This is a genomic window from Fusibacter sp. 3D3, from assembly GCF_001748365.1.
Classification (GTDB): Bacteria; Bacillota; Clostridia; order Peptostreptococcales; family Acidaminobacteraceae; genus Fusibacter_A.
In genome coordinates, this window is sequence record NZ_BDHH01000021.1 from 54911 (window position 1) to 76858 (window position 21948).

Here is a 21948-nt window from a genome sequence, read left to right on the forward strand (position 1 = left end):
ATAGCTACCTACTCTTCTATTTCTTTAAGAAGCATATCATAAACGGATATATCCTCAAAACCTCTTCTCCAGCACGCTATACCCTTTAAACCAAGTTTTTTAACCAAGGCGGCCTTTTTGGATAGTGTTACTTCATTTTCTACCCATATTTTGTGAATACTGTTCTCTTCAATATAGGATACATAAAAGAGCCCCTCTTGCTCATTCCATATGGGACTTAACGCTTTTTCGGCTATTAAAGCGTTTTGCGCAACCATACCGATTGCTTTTGATGTCACCTTCACTTTATCCGCTTCTTCATTTGACAAATTCTCTGTCCATACTCTGGTGTAGAAGGGCAGCCCCATAACAACCTTATGACTTGGCACGACTTTTATAATCTTCATCAAACTACTTTCAACCCAATCGTAAGAAGAAACTGGACCACTTATTGGACTTGAAGCCCAATATTCATCATATGTCATAATGACCAAATAATCAACAATTTTCCCAAGAACTCTTCTATCAAAGCATTTGGACCAATTATCACTCCCGTCCATAACCGTGACATCCATCGATAACGTCACGCCAAATTCATTACATTGCCACGCGAGTTCATTTACAAAATGAGATAGTATGTCCTTATCTTTTAAATAGATATTTTCAAAATCTAAATTGATACCATTGATACCATACTCTAAACACAACGTTATCATTTGATCAATAAACTGCTTTCTGCCCGCGTATGAACTTAAAAAATCATGTGTCAAATCTGGATCAAACGCATTTGTTGCCAATATCCATGTTTCTAAATTGTTTACTCTACTCCATTTAAGATAATCTATAGATACTTTTTCTGTTATATCCCCTTGAGCCGTTTTAAGTTCTACCCATGTTGGCGAAACAACATTCACCCCATTCATTTTAGGAATTTGCTCTGTATTTGGATTTTTAGAATACACCGCTTCCCAAACTAGAAAAATAGGGTGCTCAAACGCCTTTTTGTCTGGATAAAAATCATCCGCAGCATATTTGTAAACACTTGCATCAGTTGAATCACTAAACTGATTTAACCCATAGCCAATCGTTCTTCCATTAAAAATAAGCGCAATATCTGCCTCAACTTCATATGAAATGATTTGATGGGTCGTCTCAATACTATCCACAACTGAAAGCTGTTTTAGTATATCTGATATTTTGGGATAAGCTTTAAGCAATTGAGAATTTTTAAGTTTGTCTTCACTTTTTAGTAAATAAGATTTATGATTTACACGTTTCATTTGATATTGGATTGCATCAAGCGTGACAATATGCGTTTGATGATCTTCACTTGATAGGATATGGACACCTATCTGATCAAACCCCTCAAGCGTATTTAAAGCCTCCGCTGCAATATAGATCTGGTCATTCATCACCTTAACGGTCACAAATTCTGTGATTTTTTGAGTGTTTAAGGTCGCTTGACCATTTGAATCCACAACCAAAAGATTGCCATTCCATATCAGAGATAAAATGCCTTTAGAAACATCGTACTGATATGTCGCATCAATCTCTTTTAACCATTCCAAATTAACATAATTGGGCTCAGCAACTAGAAAATCTGACGCGTCTATATAGACTTGATCTATCCCTAAAAAATAAACCGCAGGTTCATTACTTTCAATTTCTATTTTTTGAAAATGTTCACTTAACCAGTATCTAAGTTTAATATTTTTGTCTATATTAAAGGATATGTACGTCATCAATAAGAGTAATATTATAACAATACCTATAACCACATTTATTATTTTTCTCATACTTCACCATCCTTATGCATTTCCCAATTTATCCACAATCCTTTTACATGTTTTGATTTTTACAACTCAAAAATTGTGGATAACTCTGTCCTCTTTTTCGCTTTATTGCTCAATTCACAGATTCTATCCACACAGTCCACATTCTATCCACAATTTTCCACGTTTTTTCACGCTTTATGTCCACGATCCATCCACACCATCTTTAAAGTTTTCCTCTATTTTTCCCAGTTATCAAGAATGTTTTCTAAGTTATCCAGTTGTTATCCACAGGACAATTATAACATAAAAGCCTTATATTTTTTTAAATTGATTGACTTGAAGCTTCATTCTCCATGTTCTGATTAGAAAAAATACGATACTCGTCAGTAAAGCTAATGCTTCAACTTTAAGCATATTTATGCCTATAAGATTGCCTTCTGAAAAATTGTGTCTTAAAAAGGTTAGTGCCAATAGGCTTATAACGGTATATGCAATCAAGTATAAAAGAATGTAAAGGATCATTCTTTTTCTGCTAAAGGCATATTTATGACTGACAAACGAACCGACTCCGCCACCGAATGCCCCTGCTAATAAAATACTAAAACTTCTCGGCGAGACATAAAATAGACTTCCCTCTACATACTGTTCTATTGAAGGATTTAATTTCCCCCAGAAATAAATCATCGGCACAATAATTGAAATTGCTATTCCGATAATAAATATAATTTCCACCATCACATCTATTGGTTTCTTTCTTGGACAGCTTTCGATTAAGGCATCACAAAACGCTTTGTAATTGTCTCCAATAACGATTTCAGATTCTTGTCCACGCTCTTGACTTTCTAAAAGCATTCCTGCAAGGTCCAGTTGTACTTCTTTTAAAACAATTGTGTTTATACCGTTGGCATAGATATAATTCGTCAACTTTCCCAATACACTTTTGTTTTTTTTATTTAATTGTCTTCTGATTCGACTTAACGCTCTCACTTATTTTTCGCCTCCCCTTAGCGCCTCTACGCTGTTTCTCAATTGTTCCCATTCATTTAAAAATAATAGTCTCTCCTTTTGCCCCTTCTCTGTCAATGTATAATATTTTCTCTTTGGACCCAATGGAGAGCCTTTTAATTCAGATAACAGAACACCTTGCTTTTCTAGTCTAATGAGTAGCGGATATATTGTACCTTCTGTAATTCCCGAAAAGCCATAATTTTTTAAAATTTCTAAAATCCCATACCCATAAGTATTTTGATCCTGAATAATCTCAAGTATGCAACCTTCCAAAATGCCTTTTAGCATTTGTGTTTTATCCAAATTAAATTTCACCTCCACACGCTTGTTTTACATAACACCTACTACATTGTAATGCAAGGTAGGGTATACGTCAAGTGTATGAGTATTTAATGATCTGATGATCTTAGACAACTCTCGGCTCTGTTCAGAGAAAAGAGTTGAATACCTTCAAATAAGCATTAAAAGTCTCAAAAACAAGCAAAGGAGCAAGGATTCATTGAATCCCCACCCCAACTATTGACTTTGAACCTAACGCCTTGTATGATCGGACATATATCCCTACTGTATGTTATGCTAAATTTTGAGTTTTAGCAATGACTTTGTTTTTATATCCTTGTTGATAATTGAAAATGACTATATAGCAGATGTGCACACGCAATTATTTGACATAATAAGTTTTAAAACGCCCTTTAGAATCCACATATTGTCAATATTGATTTTTAATCACGATTAATCATTGACTAAATTAAGGCGTTTCGACTCTAATACTTAGATTATAATACTCGTCAACAGAATCTACATAAATAAAAATATTTTTATACTGTTTGTCTATATAACCTAATATATTATAATTTTTTGAACTATTCTCGTTAATAATATGTTTCATGTTAAGAGCATTTTCATTAAATCTACCCAGATTATACTTAAAGTCAAATGCTACATATGGTTCTATGCTTTCAATCTTATATTCTTCACTATCATTTGATGAAACAATTAAATTTTTTATGCTCTTATTAGAATTGTTTCTTATTGTAATAGTGGTTGTATTATCTTCTAAGGCACTAAATGCTATAAAACAAATTGCAACCAATAATATCAAGAAAGGAATAACTTTTAATATTTTTTTTTCTTTCATTAGATTTAATTCACTCCTCAAAAATTAACAAGTTAAAATACACAATAATTTATTCCGATTTGTTTTTGTTAATAACTATATAAATACACAAAACTACTTCTGCTATCATATACTTTTTTTGCTAGTTCAGTAGTAGTTAATGTTCTGTTACCACTATATATGTCTCTACCCTTTTTATTATTATATAAATCCATCATTTTATGATTGTAGAATATAAATCCATCTAATTCTTCAAATGAATTATATGATGGTTTACTAAGTTCTGAACTAGGAATATCTTCATGTGCACTCGCATATGCATCCGCTCTATTTATGCCCCATCCTGGTGATGAAACCGCCCCTATATTCTTTGCCATAAAAGCATTCCATACCGCATGTCTGTACGCGTCTGAGAGATCTCCTATTCTATTGTGACCAAAGTATAGCATAGTGGCATAATTTGCATCATTAACAGCGGTTTGTATATGTGGAACAAGTGTCGGATTTGAGCTGATGTTCCTGTTCCAAGCTTTAGGTGCTATCTCCACTTGTAATTGTCATTTCAGATTCAATGCAAGGCGGAATATATTCTGTCTCCGTTGATATATCCGATCTGAGTAGCGGAACAAAAGTCAGTGAAGAGCCTTGATTGGAAGAGTTGATTGAATCAAGATGATGTGAACGCATTTTTTTAGCCAGTAATAATAGGATGCTTCATTAACTCCATTTTCTTGACACCATGCTTTGATGCTTAGACCGCTAGCATTTTGAGCAGCAATAATGCTAATCCATTTGTCTCTTCGAACATCAGCAGTTGCTTCTTTGATATCTTGGTTCATTCAGAGCCTCCTGATTATAGTTTTTACAGCAGCTTGAAAAACTATAATAAATTTTACAAATTATTGAATTCTTATATAATCAAGAATAACATCTTACCTTGATTTTACATAGGTACGTGCTATTTACCGTTTACAGTAAAAGTACGCCTTCTTATCCAAAATCTTTAAAACAGTAAGGGGCAGGGATTCATAGAATCCTTGCCCCATCACTCACGTTGAGTCAAAAAATCATCATATCAAAAGATTGTCTTTAACAATTATCCCAACAAGAACAAATGTTATTAAAATAACAATACAATAAAATATAGTTAATTTTACTTTTTTATCCTTATACAGATGCCATGTTTCAATTACAAGAAACAGCACAATCATAAGCAAACTTCCAATAAGACTTATCAAAGATATCTCAGAATTGAAAATATGCTCACCAATATAAGTAAATATTAATAAACCTATTGAAATTAAAGGGATAATTATTCTATGCCGCTTTTGTATTCTTCTCAATTTATTCACCTAGCCTTTTTAGGGTAGTAATGGATATTCATAAAAACTTTCTGAACCCATTGCTGATGTATGAGAGCTATCCGTATAGTAAGTAGTATCTAATCTGTAGTAATAAGGATATGGACTTGGAGCTGAAACGGAGTTCTTATACCTCCATACTCTCCAATAAATTTTTCTTGAGTCCCCTTCAGAAACACCATAATTATACCATACCGTTGCTATTGCAAATGCTGCTGCGGCTACAGGAAGACTCATTCCTGCTAGAACAGCAGTTGCAATTACAGATACTGTGTTTACTTCAGCTAGATGTATTGATCTACTCCCGGTATATGTACCATCATATACCCAATCTGAGGCAGCCATTCGCAATGTTTCATCCGGATTAAATAATCCACTTACATTTAAAGTATTCGATAGAAAATTCACCTCTTCTCTGCTTGGCTTTTTATGTGCTTTGCCGTCAAATGTAAAATAATCACTATCAGTTTTAATTATACCAGTATGGCTAATACCCTTCTCAACAGTTTGAAATACCATTTCACCATTTGGTTTTATGAGTAATGAATATTCTACAACTTCGCCTTGAAAAATTATATTTCCAGTCTCTACTCTGCCGTCCTCTGTTAGAGTAATATTTACAGTATCATTTTTAAAATAGCTAGTATCATCAACCGTATTAGGTGTAGCGGTAGCAAATGTTGGTAATCCAATTGAGATTGTCATAACAATTACTAGCATTAAAGAAATTATTTTTTTCATATTTTAGTTCCTCCTTATTATAAAAATATTTTAGTTTATAACTCAAGAATATCTACTAGTTTTAGCTACGCATAAATACCAATAATAGATATCACAAAGTCACTCTTTGGCATTCTTCTATCATTAATCTTTACTCTATATTCTTCATATAAAATCTAACAGCGCTGTATATGTATATCTTATTCCTTTATATAGGCGTTTGTCAAGGGAATTTTACTATTATGCTAAAACATGTAAGTCAAGAAATTGGTTCATTATCGGTTCCTTAAATGAAATTGTAAGTTCCGTTTTTACACCTTAAACAAAAGTTAGTCTTCACCAAGACGGATTTTTAGGCTATATAATGCTTATCCTAATGCTCATTTTAAGCGTTGCTGAATACGTTGTTAGAAGAGAAATGTGCACAGAAGCTGCTACAATTATTGGCCCTGGTAATAAGAAACTTACAAGGCCTTCTCTAATTGCAATTTTTCATATTTTTTTATTCGGTAGAAACTGTATCCATCAGCATTAATGGTAAAATGCATCGTGGATTTATAGAATATATTCTTGAATACTTATTTGATCATTTGCGATATCTTCTTGTAATTGATTTTTTACATATTCTCTTATCGCTTTTTCATTTCGTCCAACAGTATCTACATAGTAGCCTCGACACCAAAAGTGGCGATTTCCATACTTATATTTCAAGTTTGCATGACGATCAAATATCATCAAAGAACTTTTTCCTTTTAAATATCCCATCACACTTGAAATGCTATACTTCGGTGGAATTGCTAGCACCATATGAACATGATCTGGACACGCTGTTGCTTCCAATATTTCTACACCTTTTTGGTCACATAACTTTCTTAAAATTTTCCCTATATCACCTTTGATGTTTCCATAGATTACTTGTCTTCTATACTTTGGTGCAAACACCACGTGATATTTACAATTCCATTGAGTATATGCTAAACTGTTCTTATCCATTTCGGATCCTCCTTCTGAGCTAATATGGTTGGCGAACCATTATTATTTTATCAGAAGGAGGTGCTTTTTTGACTCAAAGCTAAAGCTCTTTAGAACCACCGGTAGAACCGGTGGTTTTCTTTTTACAAAAATAAAAGAGCCACATCATGTGACTCTTTTTGTTTGAATTGTTGTCTCGCCTATCTTTTCGAGAACTGAGGTGCTCTTCTTGCAGCCTTAAGACCATATTTCTTTCTTTCCTTCATTCTTGGATCTCTCGTTAAGAATCCAGCAGGTTTCAAGATTGCTCTGAAATCAGGATCTACTTGTAATAAAGCTCTTGAAAGACCGTGTCTTACCGCACCAGCTTGTCCAGTAAAACCACCACCCTCAACTTTAACAACAACATCATATTTTCCAGCTGTTTTTGTTAAGTCTAAAGGTCTTTGTACTTCTTTTCTTAAAATTTCATAGTCAAAATATTCGTCAAGTGATTGTCCGTTAACGATATATTTGCCTGTACCAGGTAATAATCTAACTCTAGCGATTGAAGTTTTTCTTCTACCTGTACCTCGATATTGAATCGTCTTAGTCATCAGTTACCCTCCTACAGATTTAATTCAAGTACTTCAGGTTTTTGAGCTTCATGCTTATGCTCAGGACCTGCATATACTTTTAATTTTGTGTACATTGCACTACCTAACGAGTTATGTGGTAACATGCCTTTAATCGCTGATTCAACAACTGTCTCTGGTTTGTTTTGTAACATATCTCTGTATGATCTTTCTCTCAAATGACCGATATAACCTGTATGCCATCTGAACATTTTTTGATCCAATTTCTTACCTGTTAATCTTACTTTCTCTGCATTGACTATAATTACAAAATCTCCTGTGTCAACATGAGGAGTATAAATTGGTTTATGTTTACCTCTTAGGATTTTCGCAACTTCAGATGCTAATCTTCCTAATGTTTTACCGTCAGCGTCAACTACGTACCACTTTCTTTCGATTTCTAGTGGCTTTGCAACATAAGACTTCATCGAATGACCTCCTTGAATTTATTTCACCATTTATATCTTAAAACCCGGGGCAGGATTTTATCGATCGTATTCATGTCTGTTATTTAACAGACCACAATCTATTTTATAGCATCTCTTCCTTACTGTCAATAGGTTTTGTACTATTTTTTATTGTTTTCACACCTGATAAAATATATTTGGCGCATATTCTACATGGATTAAGTACAAACCATTTGCAGGTGCCGTATATCGTGCTCTAGAGCGCTCTTTACTCTCGATTATTGCCCTAATTTCATCCGGCTCTATTTTGTGATCGCCAACTTGTATAAGACTTCCCATGATGATGCGAATCATATTGTACAAAAAACCATCACCTGAAATTGTAAAATGATACTCTTCTTTATATTGTTCCAATGTAAAGCTGTATAGAGTTCTTACTGTGTCTTCTATTTTGCTTCCTGATGCCATGAAAGTTTTAAAATCATGTGTGCCGACAAAATGTTGCATGGCTAACCTTATGGCTTTAAAATCAAGGGGTCTATCCAAATGATGAACATATTTTGCCCGAAGAGGACTGGCCTCAAGACTTTGATCAATAATATACCGATAGGTTTTGCCTAACGCATGATATCTTGCATGAAACGTGTCAGGAACTGTGGTAATCTGATCAATGTGAATTGACCTTGGCAACGCCCTATTTAAAGCATACCTTAAGGGTTCTGCCTCTATGTGCGTCGTTAGGTTAAAAGTTGCGGTCTGTCCTTTGATACTATGAACACCTGCATCTGTTCTCCCAGCGCCGTCAATTGTGATTTCTTCTTTTAACAATCTCTTTAGAGTTTTCTCTATCGTCCCTTGAATACTGAGTTCACTAGGTTGTCTTTGCCACCCTTTATACTCGGAACCGTCATAACTGATTACCATCAGCATATTTTTCATGAGCTGCTCTTTCATAAAACAATGCATAATGCTAAATACAGAATCATTGCCAATAGACCTCTTAAATCATACTGCGTATATTTTAGAACTTTCATTCTTGTTCGACCTTCTCCGCCACGATAACATCTGGCTTCCATTGCCATTGCAAGTTCATCTGCTCTCCTAAATGCACTGATAAATAAAGGCACTAAAAGTGGAATTAAAGCTTTGGCTCTGCTCATCAAGTTACCACTTTCAAAATCTGCTCCTCTTGCCATCTGCGCTTTCATAATTTTATCCGTTTCCTCAAGAAGTGTGGGAATAAATCTTAGTGCGATGGTCATCATCATTGCCAGTTCATGTGCTGGTAACCCAATTTTCTTAAATGGATTGAGTAAATACTCTATGCCATCTGTTAATTCAATCGGTGAAGTCGTTAAGGTCAATAATGATGTCCCTACAATCAACAAGATTAATCTCAAAGCCATAAAAAACGCACGCTCAACACCTTCAAGCGATATACTGATGAAGCCCCACTTAAAAAAGGGATCTCCTGGCGTCAGAAAAATGTTGATTACGAATGCAAATATAATGAGCATAAAGATCGGCTTAAGACCTCTCATTACAAATCCAACAGGTACTTTTGACATCATAATTGCAATTCCAATAAAAGTAATAACGAGAACATATGCGTATATATTCTGAATAATAAACAATGAAATGAGATATAGTGTAGAAGCAATAATTTTAAACCTTGGATCCATTTTATGAATACTTGAGTCAACACTATAGTATTGACCAATTGTAATATCTCTCAACATTATGCTTTTCCTCCTTTAAGACTTTGCTTTATAGGATGAATCGCTGGAAGTTGCTCTTTAAGGGCTTCTAAGGCTTCTTCAATTGTTATAATTTCATCGCTCAAATGAAATCCAGCATGATTAAGTGCCCTTGCCAAATAAGAAATTTGGGGCACTGCAAGGCCAATCTCTTCTAACGTATCGATCTCTTTAAAAACTTTGTGCGGAGAATCGTCAAAGACTACTTTTCCTTTATTCATAACGATAAGACGGTTAGCGATCTTAGCCATATCTTCCATGCTATGTGACACTATGATAACCGTTAGTTTATTTTTATTGTGTAAATTTTTAATCTGTGCTAAAATTTCGTCTCTCCCACGTGGGTCTAGTCCTGCTGTGGGTTCATCTAGAATAAGGACTTCTGGTTTCATAGCAAGTACGCCCGCAATGGCAACACGTCTTTTTTGTCCACCGCTGAGTTCAAAAGGAGAACGGTCTTTATAGGTTTCATAGTCTATACCCACAAGTGACATAGCTTCCTTCACCCTTACTTTTATCTCCTGCTCGCCTAGTCCAAGATTTGTAGGTCCAAAAGCAATATCTTTTTCAATGGTCTCTTCAAAAAGTTGATATTCTGGATATTGAAAAACCAATCCCACTTTACGTCTAACCTCTAACAATTTTAGCCTTCGTGCTTTAGCAAGTTTATGCTGTTCTCCTCTTGATCTTTTTTTCGGTTTATCTAAATTGGAGAGTCCCTCAGTTATATTGAGACCATTTATGACAATCGTTCCTTTTGAAGGCTTTAGCAACCCATTGAGCTGTTGAATTAGAGTTGACTTTCCAGATCCCGTGTGACCAATAAGGCCAATGAATTCACCGTGCTCTATTTCCAGATTAATATTTTCAAGCGCTATGGTTTCATTTGGCGTGCCATAGTCGTATATATGTGATAAATGCTTTATACTAATTGACATAACGCCTCCACCAGTTCTTGTACGGTCAAACTCTCAGTCGATATATTGTAACCGATCTGATTGAGCTCATAGGCAAGTTGAGTGATCTGTGGCACATCAAGTCCTATACGTTTAAGGTGCTCTACCTTTGAAAAAACTGCTCTTGGTGTGCCCTCTAGTACAATTTGGCCCTCATCCATTACGATAATGCGATCTGCATTAACGGCTTCATCCATATAGTGCGTGATATGAACAACTGTCATTTTCTCTTTCTTATTGAGATATTCAATTGTCTTCATCACTTCTTTTCTACCTGCCGGATCAAGCATTGCCGTTGGTTCATCAAATATAATACATTTGGGTTTCATTGCGAGGATGCCCGCAATCGCGACTCTTTGCTTTTGTCCACCCGATAGATGATGTGGCGGTTTCCTTTTGTATGGCGTCATACTCACGATTTCAAGCGCTTCATCCACACGTTTTCTAATTTCAGATGAAGGCAACCCAATATTTTCAGGACCAAAGGCAACATCTTCTTCTACTATAGTTGCCACAAGCTGATTATCGGGGTTTTGAAAGACCATTCCCGCAGTTTTCCTTATTTCCCAGATGAGTGCCTCATCAGAAGTATCCATTTCATTTATATAAATCTTCCCGTTTGTTGGTAAATAAATACCATTTAATAGTTTTGAAAGTGTGGACTTACCTGAACCATTATGACCAATAATCACAACGAATTCACCATCCGTCACATGTAAATTGATATCTTTTAGTGCATATTTTTCTTCATCTTTTTCATCATGATATCTAAAATATAAACCTTCTGTCTTGATCATTATGATCACCATCCCTTATTACTCTATGTCAGTATACCGTTTAAATATTAACTTTTCTAGGTTTTTTATGTGATATTTTTTTAATGATAAATTTCAAGTGTTCGTTAGAGTGTCAAAATTCCAGTGTTAATATGTAATAAAACCACCGGCTTTTGCCATGTGGTTTGATTGTATTTAAGAAAGGGACTTCAGCATTATACTTAAGTCCCTCACCATTTATTAGATTAACTCTAATTTGCACATTGGTGCAGCATCGCCTCTACGTGGGCCAGTTTGGATTAATCTGGTATAACCACCATTGCGTTCTTTATAATTAGGAGCGATTTCATCGAAAAGTTTCTTGACAACTGTTTCTTCAGTAACAAAAGCTAAAGCTTGTCTTCTTGCATGTAAATCGCCTCTTTTTGCAAGAGTGATCATTTTTTCAGCGAGTTTCTTAGTTTCTTTTGCTCTTGTAACAGTAGTCTCGATACGTCCATTCTTTAATAATGATGTTACTTGATTTCTAAGCATTAAATTTCTATGAGATGTTGGACGTCCTAGTTTTCTGTAACCTGCCATCGTCTTCCCTCCTTTACTCGTCTTCTAGTCTTAATCCCAAATCGAGTTCAGCTAATTTGTGCTTAACCTCTTCTAAGGACTTCTTACCTAAATTTCTAACTTTCATCATATCGTCTTCGCTCTTATTTGTAAGTTCTTCAACTGTATTAATGCCTGCGCGTTTTAAGCAGTTGTAAGAGCGGACAGATAAGTCGAGTTCCTCTATTGTCATTTCGAGAACCTTTTCTTTAATGTCCTCTTCTTTTTCAACCATGATCTCCACACCATTGATGCTATCCGTCATGTCTATGAACAAATTTAAATGCTCCGCCATAATTTTAGCACCAAGTGAAGTGGCTTCATCTGGTTTGATCGTTCCATCTGTCCATACTTCAAGAGTAAGTTTGTCATAATCAGCAACTTTACCAACTCTTGTTTTATCTACAGTGAAATTGACTTTACGAACAGGTGTATAGATTGAGTCAACAGGAATAATGCCAATCGGTAAACCGACTTCTTTATTGTTTTCTGCTGTCACATAGCCTCTACCTTGTCCTAATGCTATTTCCATATACAATCTTGAATTTTCGTCAAGTGTACAAATGTGTAAATCTGTATTTAAAATTTCGACATCAGCATCAGCAATGATATCTCCTGCTGTAATCTCTCCAGCTGTACTCGCTTCAATTCTTAAGATTTTTACATCTTCATCTGAATGAATTTTAGCAAAGAGCTCTTTGAGATTAAGAATAATTTCGATTACATCTTCTTTAACACCCGGAACTGTTGAAAATTCATGTAGAACATTTTCAATTTTGATCCAGCGCACTGCCGTTCCTGGCAATGAAGATAATAAAATTCTTCTTAAGCTGTTACCGAGTGTTGTTGCATAACCTCTTTCCAGTGGTTCTACAACAAACTTTCCGAATTTGCCGTCTTCACTAAGCTCTACACACTCAATCGTTGGTTTTTCTATTTCTATCACTAGTTAAGACCCTCCTTCTCTTTAAACTATACAAATAACACTTGAGGGTAATAAACAATATCCAACCTTATCTAGAGTAAAGTTCAACAATAAGATGCTCTTCTACTGGTAAGTCGATATCATTTCTTACAGGTAATGCTGTAAGTTTCCCTTCCATCTTTTCGAAGTTCACTTCTAACCAACCTGGAACAGTTTTAGCAACTTCAGCTAACTGCTTAAATTTGTCAGAAGACTTACTTTTGTCTTTAAGTGCGATTAGATCGCCAATCTCTAAAGTCATCGATGGAATATCTGCTTTATGCCCATTTAAAGTAAAGTGTCCATGAACAACTAATTGTCTCGCTTCTTTTCTAGAATTCGCAAATCCTAAACGATAAACAACGTTGTCAAGTCTTAATTCTAATAATTGTAAAAGGTTTTCGCCGGCGATCCCCTTCATTTTCTCTGCTTTATCATAGATTAATTTGAACTGTCCTTCTAAGAGACCATAGTATTTTTTTACTTTTTGCTTCTCTCTTAATTGAGTTCCGTAACCAGAAAGCTTCGTTCTTTTTGCACCATGTTGCCCAGGTGCTGTTTGTCTTTTATTTAAAGTACATTTGTCGCTATAGCATCTATCGCCTTTAAGATATAGCTTTTGTCCTTCTCTACGACAAATCCTACAAGATGGTCCTGTATATCTTGCCAATTAAAACACCTCCTAATACTGAAATATATTACACTCTTCTTCTTTTTGGTGGTCTACAACCATTATGTGGAATTGGTGTTACATCTGTAATAGATGTAATTTCAAGTCCAGATGCTTGTAAAGCTCTGATAGCAGCTTCACGGCCAGAACCAGGTCCCTTAACAAATACAGAAACTGTTCTTAAACCGTTCTCCATGCCATTTTTTGCAGCAGCTTCCGCACACATTTGCGCAGCATAAGGAGTCGACTTTCTAGAGCCTTTGAAACCTAAGCTTCCAGCACTAGACCATGCAAGTGCATTGCCATCAGTATCTGTTAAAGTCACAATTGTATTGTTAAATGTTGCTTGGATATGAGCCTGTCCACGTTCAACATTTTTACGATCACGTTTTTTACGAGTTTTACGTGCTTTTTTAGCAACAGCCATGTCTTATATCCCTCCTTACCTACTTTTTCTTTTTACGGCTTACAGTTTTCTTAGGCCCTTTACGAGTTCTAGCGTTCGTTTTCGTTTTTTGTCCACGAACTGGAAGTCCTTTTCTGTGTCTAATCCCTCTGTAACAACCGATTTCTTTTAATCGTTTAATGTTCATAGCAATTTCTCTTCTCAAGTCCCCTTCTACAAGGACACTTTCTTCGATAAGTGCTCTTAATTTACTAACTTCTTCTTCAGTAAGATCTTTAACTCTAGTATCTTCACTGATTCCAGCTTTTTGTAAAAGCTCTAAAGAAGTAGGTTTTCCAATACCATAGATATAAGTTAAGCCGATAACAGCTCTCTTCTCTCTAGGTAGGTCAACACCTGCAATTCTTGCCATTGAATTACACCTCCTAATGTGTATTAAAATGTGATGTGTCTTCTATAAGTTTCAAATATAAAGTTTTTCAGCCGCGCTTTATATCTGGTACACACGATAGATTAACCTTGTGTTTGTTTGTGCTTTGGATTTTCGCAAATAATCATTACTTTACCTTTTCTCTTAATGACTTTGCATTTCTCACACATTGGTTTTACCGATGGTCTAACTTTCATTGTTATACCTCCTTATCCCTTACCACGCCATGTAATTCGGCCTCTTGAAAGGTCGTATGGCGATAATTCTAGTGTTACTTTATCTCCAGGTAATATCCTAATAAAATTCATTCTTAGTTTCCCTGAAATATGCGCCAAAACAATATGACCATTTTCCAGTTTAACTTTGAAATTTGCATTTGGTAATGCCTCTACTACTATACCTTCAACTTCAATTGAATCACTTTTTGCCATTAGAATCATCCCTCCTAACTTGGATTAGATTAAGCCTGTTTTTTCGACTTCTTTTCGAAGCATCGCATTTGTAATCTTTTTCTCACTGCTCATCTTCTCATGAAGATCTTCACTGAAAAATTTCAATTTAGCCAAATGTTTAACCTTCTTAGTTTTCGGTTTTTCAAGCTTACGAATGTCTCCATCTGCAATTTTTACAAACTGCTCATCCACAATCTCGATGACGATGAAGATTCTGTCTTTATCTCTTCCTGCTTTTGATTTGACAAATTGACCGATTTCAAGTTCCTTAGATGAATTTAGCATCTAGTCACCTCGCTTATTATAAACTCGTTAGAAGTATTGGATCGTTTTCGGTGATGACAACTGTATGCTCATAATGCGCAGAAAGCTTACCATCTTTTGTTACAACCGTCCAGTCATCTCCAAGGGTTCTAACGTTAAAACCACCTTCATTAACCATTGGCTCTATTGCAAGTACCATTCCTGGAACAAGTCTTGGACCTTTCCCAGCTGGTCCATAGTTAGGTACCGCCGGCTCCTCATGAAGCTTAGTACCAATCCCATGTCCTACATAGTCTCTCACAATGCTAAAGCCTTGATCTTCAGCATATTTTTGAATGGCATTTGAAATATCAAAGAGTCTATAGCCCACTCTGCAAAATTTCAGTCCTTCAAAAAAGCTTTCTTCAGTGACTTTAATTAGTTTCAAAGCATTTTCACTCACCTTGCCAACAGGATGAGTTCTAGCAGCATCACCATGATAGCCGTTTTTAAATGCACCGACATCAATGCTGATTATATCGCCTTCTTTTAACACTGTATCAGAAGGTATGCCGTGAATCACTTGATCGTTGATTGAAGCACATATGGAAGCTGGAAAGCCCCCATAGCCTTTGAATGAAGGCACTGCCTGGTGCGCAATTATCAATTTCTCAGCAATTTGATCAAGCTCTCCTGTTGTGATACCAGGTTTTATCGCTTCCTTTATTGCTTCATGAACTAATGCAACAATACGTCCAGACTCTTGCATCAGTTCAATTTCATGTTTTGATTTTATAACAATCATGCTTAGCCCCTTAATGCTTTTACGATATCTTCAAATACCAATTTTATATCTTGTTCACCTTCTATGTCAACAAGAACATGTTTTGAAGAATAGTAGCTGATTAACGGTGCTGTTTCATTCATATATACATTAATTCTGTTTTTAACCGTTTCCTCAACATCGTCACTACGTTGGTACAGTTCACCACCACATTTATCACAAACGCCTTTAACTTTTGAAGCATTATTGTGAATATGATACGTTGCACCACAATTTTTACAAATACGTCTGCCGACCGCTCTGGAAACTAAAACTTCAGGATTAACTTTGATGTTGATCACTGCATTCAGCGATACTTCAAGATTTTTTAATACTTTGTCGAGTTCTTCCGCTTGAACTTCCGTTCTCGGAAAACCATCTAATAAAAATCCATCTTTACAATCCGCTTCTTTTAAGCGATCTTCAACAATTTCGACGACAAGTGAATCTGGTACTAAAGCCCCTTGATCAATAAATGATTTAGCGCGTTTCCCAAGTTCTGTGCCTTCTTTAATATTTTTTCTGAATATATCACCGGTTGAAATATGCGGAATCGCATATTTTGAGGTGATATATTCAGCTTGTGTGCCTTTACCAGCGCCGGGAGGGCCCAATAAGATCAATCTCATTTATACCCCCTTAGCTTAAAAAGCCTTCATAATGTCTCATGAGCATTTGAGCTTCAATTTGTTTCATGGTTTCAAGCGAAACAGAAACAACGATGAGTAGCGATGTACCCCCGAAACTAAAGCTTGTATTCGTAAGTGCTCCTAAGAAGTTTGGTAAAATCGCAATGGCAGCTAAGAATAATCCCCCTACAACTGTGATTCTATTTAATGACTTACCAAGATATTCCGCTGTTGGTTTACCTGGTCTAATACCTGGAATAAATCCACCATTCGTTTTTAAACGGTCTGAAACTTCGATTGGATTGAATGTTACATTCGTATAGAAGAATGTAAAGGCAAATATCAAAATTGCATAAAGTACATTATATAAAACTGAGGTTTGGTTTAACCATTTTCCTACAAAGACTGCAAACCCAGAACCTGGGAAAAACGCTGAAATTGTAAGCGGAAACATTAATATTGAAATTGCAAATATGACTGGAATAACACCCGCTTGATTAACCTTAAGAGGTATATGCGTGCTTTGTCCACCATACATTTTTCTACCTACTACTCTTTTCGCATATTGTACAGGAATTTTTCTCTGTCCTTGTTGAATAAAGATAACACCTGATATAATTGCGACTGCCACTAGACAGAATATAATAACTTGAATCAAATTAACCTGCCCAATTTTGAGATTGTTAATTGTTGAAAATGTCGTTTCAGGAACTCTAGCAATTATTCCCGCAAAGATGAAAAGTGAAATACCGTTTCCGATACCATTTTCCGTTATTTTCTCACCTAAGTACATTAAGAACGCTGTTCCAGCCGTTAAGGTCAACACAGAAATGAATGTTGAAAATGCACCTGGGTTTAAGAAAAATCTTTGGAAGTAACCTAGACTGAATCCGACTCCCTGAATCACCGCTAAAACAACTGTTAAATAACGTGTGTATCTAGCGATTTTCTTTCTACCTTCTTCACCTTCTCTTGCTAACGCTTCTAAAGAAGGGAAAGCAATCTGTAAAAGGTTCAGCACGATTGAAGCCGTAATATATGGGCTAATCCCCAATGCGAAAATGGTAAATGTCTTAAAGTTACCACCACTCATAAGGTTAAATAATCCTAATAAGCCATCTTCACTATTAGCAAACGCTGCTGCTAACTTTGCACTATCAATTCCTGGTACTGGTACTGTAGATCCTAATCTAAAAACTGCGATCATCATAAAAGTATAGAGGATTCTCTTTCTTAGATCAGGAATTTTCCAAGCGTTTTTAAGTGTAGAAAACAATTAGATCACCTCTGCCTTTCCTCCAGCAGCTTCAATTTTAGTTATCGCTGACTGAGTGAATTTGTTAGCTCTTACTGTAAGCTTTTTATTCAATTCTCCATCGCCTAATACTTTAATACCGTAATTTAATTTGCTAACTACACCAGTTTCTAACAACAATTCAGGCGTAATTTCTGTTCCATCTTCAAAGTTATTTAATAACTCTATATTGATGATCGTCCATTGCTTCTTGAATTTATTGTTAAATCCTCTTTTTGGAATTCTTCTGAATAATGGCATCTGACCGCCCTCAAAGCCTGGTCTTACACCACCGCCCGAACGTGAATTTTGACCATTCATACCGCGTCCTGCAGTTGTACCTGAACCAGAACCCGTACCTCTACCAACTCTTTTTCTAGACTTAGTAGAACCTTCTGCTGGTCTTAAATCATGAAGTCTCATGGTCACACCTCCTTTAAGATTACTCTACTATTTGAACTAAGTGATTGACTCGATTAACCATACCTCTCATTTGAGGATTGTCTTGTTTTTCAACCACTTGACCGATTTTTCTAAGGCCTAATGCTTCAACAGTTTGTTTATGTTTTGGCAAAACACCAATTGTACTTTTTACTAATTTTACTTTAATTGTAGCCAAGGTTCATACCCCCTAACCTAAGATTTCTTCTACAGTCTTACCTCTTAATTTAGCCACACCTTCAGCTGTTTTAAGATTGTTAAGACCATCGATCGTTGCATTAACCATATTTCTAGGGTTATTACTTCCTAATGATTTCGCTCTAACGTCTTTAATACCCGCGAGCTCCAATACCGCACGAACAGGACCACCAGCAATAACACCTGTACCTTCGAAAGCTTTCATGATTCTGACAGCGCCAGCGCCATAATGTCCTTCAATATTATGTGGTACAGTAGTGCCTACTCTTGGAACATAAATTAAACGTTTTTTTGCATCTTCAATTGCTTTAGAAATTGCTTCTGGTACTTCTTTTGCTTTACCAGTACCAATTCCAACATGGCCATTTTCATCTCCAACAACAACTAATGCGCTGAATCTAAAATTTCTACCACCTTTAACAACCTTAGTAACACGATTTATATTGATAACCTGTTCTTTGAGGTCTAACTTACTAGCATCAATCAAATGACGACTCATTTGCATACCTCCCTAATCTAGAATTTAAGTCCTGCTTCTCTTGCGCCTTCAGCGAGTTCTTTTACTCTACCGTGGTAGAGGTAACCGCCTCTATCGAAAACTACATTTTCAATGCCTTTTTCAAGCGCTTTTTTAGCTACTAACTCACCAACTAATTTAGCAGCTTCTTTATTTCCAGTATTCGAAACTTTTTCTTTAACAGAAGTTTCAAGGCTAGAAGCAGCAACTAAAGTGTTTCCAGTTACGTCATCAATAATTTGCGCGTAAATGTTAAGATTTGATCTATAAACATTTAGTCTAGGCTTCGCAGCGTTACCAGAAATTTTCTTACGCACTCTCATATGACGCGCTTTTCTATTTTCATTTCTACTTGCCATTAGTTATGCCACTCCTTTCTTATTTTTTCTTACCAGTTTTTCCTTCTTTACGGATAACGTTCTCATCTGCATAACGAACGCCTTTACCTTTGTAAGGTTCTGGTTTTCTCCACTCTCTGATCTTCGAAGCGTAGTTACCAACTCTTTGTTTGTTGATCCCTTTAACGATAAGTTCAGTTGGCGTTACAACTTCTACTGTAATGCCATCTGGATCTTCCATAACAACTGGATGAGAATGACCTAATTGTAATTCTAATTTTTTACCGTTTTTAGCAGCTTTGTAACCTACGCCAACGATTAAAAGTTTTCTTTCAAAACCTTGTTTTACACCAACAACCATGTTGTTGATAAGCGCTCTTGATAAACCATGCAACGCTCTATGTCTCTTATTATCAGATGGTCTTACAACTGTTAATGTTTCACCATCTATATCGATCTTAATGTCTTTGTCTATTTGCTCTGACAATTCTCCTAGAGGCCCTTTTACAGTTACTAAGTTCTCACTTGTAACCGCAATTTGAACTCCTTGAGGTATTGTAATAGGCAATCTACCTACTCTCGACATTGTCACACCTCCTAGTTATTCGTATTACCATACGTAACAGATTACTTCGCCGCCTACTTCAAGCTTTCTAGCTTCTCTATCAGTGATGATACCGTTTGAAGTCGAAATAATTGCTACACCTAATCCACCTAAAACTTTTGGTACATCTGTCTTCTTTGCATAAACTCTTAAGCCAGGCTTAGAGATTCTTTTAAGTCCAGTGATAACACGTTCTTTGCTATCGCCGTATTTAAGTTCGATTCTAATCAAACCTTGTTTACCGTCTTCTATTACATCAAATCCTTTGATGTATCCTTCTTGTAAAAGGATCTCAACGATTTTCTTTTTAACATTTGATGCTGGAACATCTACTGATGCATGTTTAACCATATTAGCGTTACGTACACGTGTCAGTAAATCAGCAATTGGATCTGTCATAGCCATGAGTATTTACCTCCTTCCGATTTCTTACCAGCTAGCTTTTCTAACGCCAGGAATTTGACCTTTATACGCCAATTCTCTAAAGCAGATACGGCAAATTCCATATTTTCTTAAATAAGCATGTGGTCTTCCACAGATTCTACATCTATTGTATTCTCTAGTTGAGTACTTTTGTGTTCTTGACTGTTTAACTTTAAGACTCGTTTTAGCCACTATAATCCCTCCTTACTTAACGAATGGCATTCCCATCAATCTCAATAATTCTCTTGCCTCTTCATCAGTTTTTGCAGAAGTAACGAATGTAATGTCCATACCTCTTACAGTATCCACCTTATCAATGTTGATTTCTGGAAAGATTAACTGCTCTTTAATACCTAAAGTATAGTTTCCTCTTCCGTCGAAAGAATTAGCACTAACACCTCTAAAGTCTCTTACCCTTGGTAAAGCGATTGTAATAAATCTGTCTAAGAATTCATACATTCTCTCACCTCTAAGGGTTACTTTAGCACCAACATTCATACCAGCTCTCACTTTGAAGTTCGCGACTGATTTTTTTGCTTTTGTAATCACAGGTGCCTGTCCAGCGATAGTTGTCAATTCATCAACGGCAGCTTTGATTACTTTTGGATTGTCTTTACCATCACCGAGTCCCATATTGATTACGACTTTCTCGATTTTTGGAAGTTGCATTACATTACTATATTGGAATTTTTCCATTAAGGCTTTTTTTACCTCATTATTGTACTTCTCTTTAAATCTTGCCATGAGTTAAACCTCCTTTCTCACTGGATTAGTCTATTACTTCACCTGTTTTCACAGATACTCTTACCTTTTGTCCATTCTCTAATAATTTAGAAGCTAATCTTGTACCACCTTTAGCTTTTGTATCATAATAAAGTACATTAGAGACATGAATCGGTGCTTCTTTGTGGATTCTTCCACCTTGCTGTACTTTCGCAGAAGGTTTTTGATGTTTAGTCGCCATGTTGACATTTTCAACAATAATTCTATCCGTCTTTGGATTAGCGCTTAACACTTTGCCTTTTTTGCCTTTATCTTTCCCAGCAATTACGATAACTGTATCGCCTTTTTTAATATGCATTACTACACCTCCTAAGTTTAAAGAACTTCTGGAGCTAGAGAAACGATTTTCATAAACTTCTTGTCTCTTAACTCTCTAGCAACTGGTCCGAAGATACGAGTTCCCATTGGAGATAGATCATCTTTTATAATTACTGCAGCGTTTTCGTCGAATTTGACGTAACTACCATCAGGTCTTCTTAAACCATAGTTGCTTCTAACTATAACAGCTTTAACGACGTCACCCTTCTTGACAACTCCGCCAGGTGTTGCATTTTTAACGCTCGCTACTATAACATCTCCGATATTACCGTATTTTCTCTTTGAACCACCTAATACACGGATACAAAGTATTTCTTTCGCGCCAGAGTTATCAGCAACTTTTAAACGAGTTTCGTTTTGGATCATGCTTTTT

General features: G+C 35.9%; 35 protein-coding genes. All 35 read right to left on the minus strand.

The features are described 5' to 3' along the window. Positions 1–8: 8 nt before the first annotated feature. Positions 9–1775 (minus strand): glycosyl hydrolase family 18 protein, encoded by a 1767-nt coding sequence (locus F3D3_RS19285; protein WP_069876073.1) that lies wholly within the window; start codon positions 1773–1775, stop codon positions 9–11. A 291-nt stretch (positions 1776–2066) separates the two neighbouring features. Continuing rightward, positions 2067–2741 carry a hypothetical protein gene (locus F3D3_RS19290; protein WP_069876074.1) on the minus strand — a complete coding sequence of 225 codons (675 nt, stop codon included), beginning with the start codon at positions 2739–2741 and terminating at the stop codon, positions 2067–2069. Continuing rightward, positions 2742–3050, minus strand: coding sequence for a PadR family transcriptional regulator (locus F3D3_RS19295; RefSeq protein WP_069876118.1), 309 nt, complete (start codon positions 3048–3050; stop codon positions 2742–2744). Positions 3051–3510: 460 nt separating this feature from the next. After that, positions 3511–3900, minus strand: a complete 390-nt coding sequence (locus F3D3_RS19300; protein ID WP_069876075.1) for a hypothetical protein — start codon at positions 3898–3900, stop codon at positions 3511–3513. 68 nt (positions 3901–3968) lie between these two features. Beyond that, positions 3969–4427, minus strand: a complete 459-nt coding sequence (locus tag F3D3_RS25270; protein ID WP_069876076.1) for a hypothetical protein — start codon at positions 4425–4427, stop codon at positions 3969–3971. Positions 4428–4511: 84 nt separating this feature from the next. Beyond that, on the minus strand, positions 4512–4718 hold the full coding sequence (locus F3D3_RS19310) for a hypothetical protein (protein WP_069876077.1): 207 nt from the start codon (positions 4716–4718) through the stop codon (positions 4512–4514). 522 nt (positions 4719–5240) lie between these two features. Continuing rightward, entirely contained in the window at positions 5241–5981 is a 741-nt protein-coding gene (locus F3D3_RS19315; protein ID WP_069876078.1) for a hypothetical protein, read from the minus strand. A gap of 534 nt (positions 5982–6515) precedes the next feature. Then, entirely contained in the window at positions 6516–6953 is a 438-nt protein-coding gene (gene tnpA / locus F3D3_RS19320; RefSeq protein ID WP_069876079.1) for an IS200/IS605 family transposase, read from the minus strand. Between the two features lie 179 nt (positions 6954–7132). Then, positions 7133–7528, minus strand: a complete 396-nt coding sequence (gene rpsI / locus F3D3_RS19325; protein WP_069876080.1) for a 30S ribosomal protein S9 — start codon at positions 7526–7528, stop codon at positions 7133–7135. A gap of 11 nt (positions 7529–7539) precedes the next feature. Further along, on the minus strand, positions 7540–7974 hold the full coding sequence (gene rplM / locus F3D3_RS19330; RefSeq protein WP_069876081.1) for a 50S ribosomal protein L13: 435 nt from the start codon (positions 7972–7974) through the stop codon (positions 7540–7542). Between the two features lie 156 nt (positions 7975–8130). Continuing rightward, positions 8131–8892, minus strand: coding sequence for a tRNA pseudouridine(38-40) synthase TruA (gene truA, locus F3D3_RS19335; protein ID WP_069876119.1), 762 nt, complete (start codon positions 8890–8892; stop codon positions 8131–8133). Between the two features lie 11 nt (positions 8893–8903). Then, positions 8904–9692 carry an energy-coupling factor transporter transmembrane protein EcfT gene (locus F3D3_RS19340; RefSeq protein ID WP_069876082.1) on the minus strand — a complete coding sequence of 263 codons (789 nt, stop codon included), beginning with the start codon at positions 9690–9692 and terminating at the stop codon, positions 8904–8906. Beyond that, positions 9692–10648 carry an energy-coupling factor transporter ATPase gene (locus tag F3D3_RS19345; RefSeq protein ID WP_069876083.1) on the minus strand — a complete coding sequence of 319 codons (957 nt, stop codon included), beginning with the start codon at positions 10646–10648 and terminating at the stop codon, positions 9692–9694. The genes F3D3_RS19340 and F3D3_RS19345 overlap by 1 nt, the downstream gene beginning before the upstream one ends. After that, the gene (locus F3D3_RS19350) at positions 10633–11463 is read right to left on the minus strand and encodes an energy-coupling factor transporter ATPase (protein WP_374700094.1); all 831 of its coding nucleotides are present in this window, start codon (positions 11461–11463) and stop codon (positions 10633–10635) included. The genes F3D3_RS19345 and F3D3_RS19350 overlap by 16 nt, the downstream gene beginning before the upstream one ends. A gap of 219 nt (positions 11464–11682) precedes the next feature. Beyond that, positions 11683–12024 (minus strand): 50S ribosomal protein L17, encoded by a 342-nt coding sequence (gene rplQ, locus F3D3_RS19355; protein WP_069876085.1) that lies wholly within the window; start codon positions 12022–12024, stop codon positions 11683–11685. Between the two features lie 13 nt (positions 12025–12037). Further along, positions 12038–12988, minus strand: coding sequence for a DNA-directed RNA polymerase subunit alpha (locus F3D3_RS19360; RefSeq protein WP_069876086.1), 951 nt, complete (start codon positions 12986–12988; stop codon positions 12038–12040). A gap of 67 nt (positions 12989–13055) precedes the next feature. Next, complete coding sequence (rpsD, locus tag F3D3_RS19365; protein WP_069876087.1) at positions 13056–13676, minus strand: 30S ribosomal protein S4; 621 nt, start codon at positions 13674–13676, stop codon at positions 13056–13058. Between the two features lie 28 nt (positions 13677–13704). After that, positions 13705–14103: a 30S ribosomal protein S11 gene (gene rpsK, locus F3D3_RS19370; protein ID WP_069876088.1), complete on the minus strand. Its 399-nt coding sequence runs from the start codon at positions 14101–14103 to the stop codon at positions 13705–13707. A 19-nt stretch (positions 14104–14122) separates the two neighbouring features. Then, entirely contained in the window at positions 14123–14494 is a 372-nt protein-coding gene (gene rpsM, locus F3D3_RS19375; protein ID WP_069876089.1) for a 30S ribosomal protein S13, read from the minus strand. Positions 14495–14595: 101 nt separating this feature from the next. Beyond that, a complete protein-coding gene (rpmJ, locus tag F3D3_RS19380) occupies positions 14596–14709 on the minus strand; it encodes a 50S ribosomal protein L36 (RefSeq protein ID WP_005367740.1) in 114 nt (37 codons plus the stop codon). A gap of 12 nt (positions 14710–14721) precedes the next feature. Then, positions 14722–14943: a translation initiation factor IF-1 gene (infA, locus tag F3D3_RS19385; RefSeq protein ID WP_069876090.1), complete on the minus strand. Its 222-nt coding sequence runs from the start codon at positions 14941–14943 to the stop codon at positions 14722–14724. A gap of 24 nt (positions 14944–14967) precedes the next feature. After that, positions 14968–15249: a KOW domain-containing RNA-binding protein gene (locus tag F3D3_RS19390; protein WP_069876091.1), complete on the minus strand. Its 282-nt coding sequence runs from the start codon at positions 15247–15249 to the stop codon at positions 14968–14970. A gap of 16 nt (positions 15250–15265) precedes the next feature. After that, entirely contained in the window at positions 15266–16012 is a 747-nt protein-coding gene (map, locus tag F3D3_RS19395; RefSeq protein ID WP_069876092.1) for a type I methionyl aminopeptidase, read from the minus strand. 2 nt (positions 16013–16014) lie between these two features. Continuing rightward, positions 16015–16659 (minus strand): adenylate kinase, encoded by a 645-nt coding sequence (locus tag F3D3_RS19400; protein ID WP_069876093.1) that lies wholly within the window; start codon positions 16657–16659, stop codon positions 16015–16017. A gap of 10 nt (positions 16660–16669) precedes the next feature. Continuing rightward, positions 16670–17935 carry a preprotein translocase subunit SecY gene (gene secY, locus F3D3_RS19405; protein WP_069876094.1) on the minus strand — a complete coding sequence of 422 codons (1266 nt, stop codon included), beginning with the start codon at positions 17933–17935 and terminating at the stop codon, positions 16670–16672. Then, positions 17936–18376, minus strand: coding sequence for a 50S ribosomal protein L15 (gene rplO / locus F3D3_RS19410; RefSeq protein WP_069876095.1), 441 nt, complete (start codon positions 18374–18376; stop codon positions 17936–17938). A gap of 19 nt (positions 18377–18395) precedes the next feature. Then, positions 18396–18572, minus strand: coding sequence for a 50S ribosomal protein L30 (gene rpmD, locus F3D3_RS19415; RefSeq protein ID WP_069876096.1), 177 nt, complete (start codon positions 18570–18572; stop codon positions 18396–18398). 12 nt (positions 18573–18584) lie between these two features. After that, positions 18585–19091, minus strand: coding sequence for a 30S ribosomal protein S5 (gene rpsE / locus F3D3_RS19420; RefSeq protein ID WP_069876097.1), 507 nt, complete (start codon positions 19089–19091; stop codon positions 18585–18587). A 17-nt stretch (positions 19092–19108) separates the two neighbouring features. Beyond that, complete coding sequence (rplR, locus tag F3D3_RS19425) at positions 19109–19468, minus strand: 50S ribosomal protein L18 (RefSeq protein WP_069876098.1); 360 nt, start codon at positions 19466–19468, stop codon at positions 19109–19111. A gap of 19 nt (positions 19469–19487) precedes the next feature. Next, positions 19488–20033 (minus strand): 50S ribosomal protein L6, encoded by a 546-nt coding sequence (gene rplF, locus F3D3_RS19430; protein ID WP_069876099.1) that lies wholly within the window; start codon positions 20031–20033, stop codon positions 19488–19490. A gap of 24 nt (positions 20034–20057) precedes the next feature. Then, positions 20058–20456 carry a 30S ribosomal protein S8 gene (rpsH, locus tag F3D3_RS19435; protein WP_069876100.1) on the minus strand — a complete coding sequence of 133 codons (399 nt, stop codon included), beginning with the start codon at positions 20454–20456 and terminating at the stop codon, positions 20058–20060. Positions 20457–20480: 24 nt separating this feature from the next. Further along, positions 20481–20666 carry a type Z 30S ribosomal protein S14 gene (locus tag F3D3_RS23530; protein ID WP_084389180.1) on the minus strand — a complete coding sequence of 62 codons (186 nt, stop codon included), beginning with the start codon at positions 20664–20666 and terminating at the stop codon, positions 20481–20483. 12 nt (positions 20667–20678) lie between these two features. Further along, positions 20679–21218: a 50S ribosomal protein L5 gene (gene rplE, locus F3D3_RS19440; RefSeq protein WP_069876101.1), complete on the minus strand. Its 540-nt coding sequence runs from the start codon at positions 21216–21218 to the stop codon at positions 20679–20681. A 25-nt stretch (positions 21219–21243) separates the two neighbouring features. After that, positions 21244–21555, minus strand: coding sequence for a 50S ribosomal protein L24 (gene rplX / locus F3D3_RS19445; RefSeq protein WP_069876102.1), 312 nt, complete (start codon positions 21553–21555; stop codon positions 21244–21246). Between the two features lie 17 nt (positions 21556–21572). Then, on the minus strand, positions 21573–21941 hold the full coding sequence (rplN, locus tag F3D3_RS19450; protein ID WP_069876103.1) for a 50S ribosomal protein L14: 369 nt from the start codon (positions 21939–21941) through the stop codon (positions 21573–21575). Positions 21942–21948 lie beyond the last annotated feature (7 nt).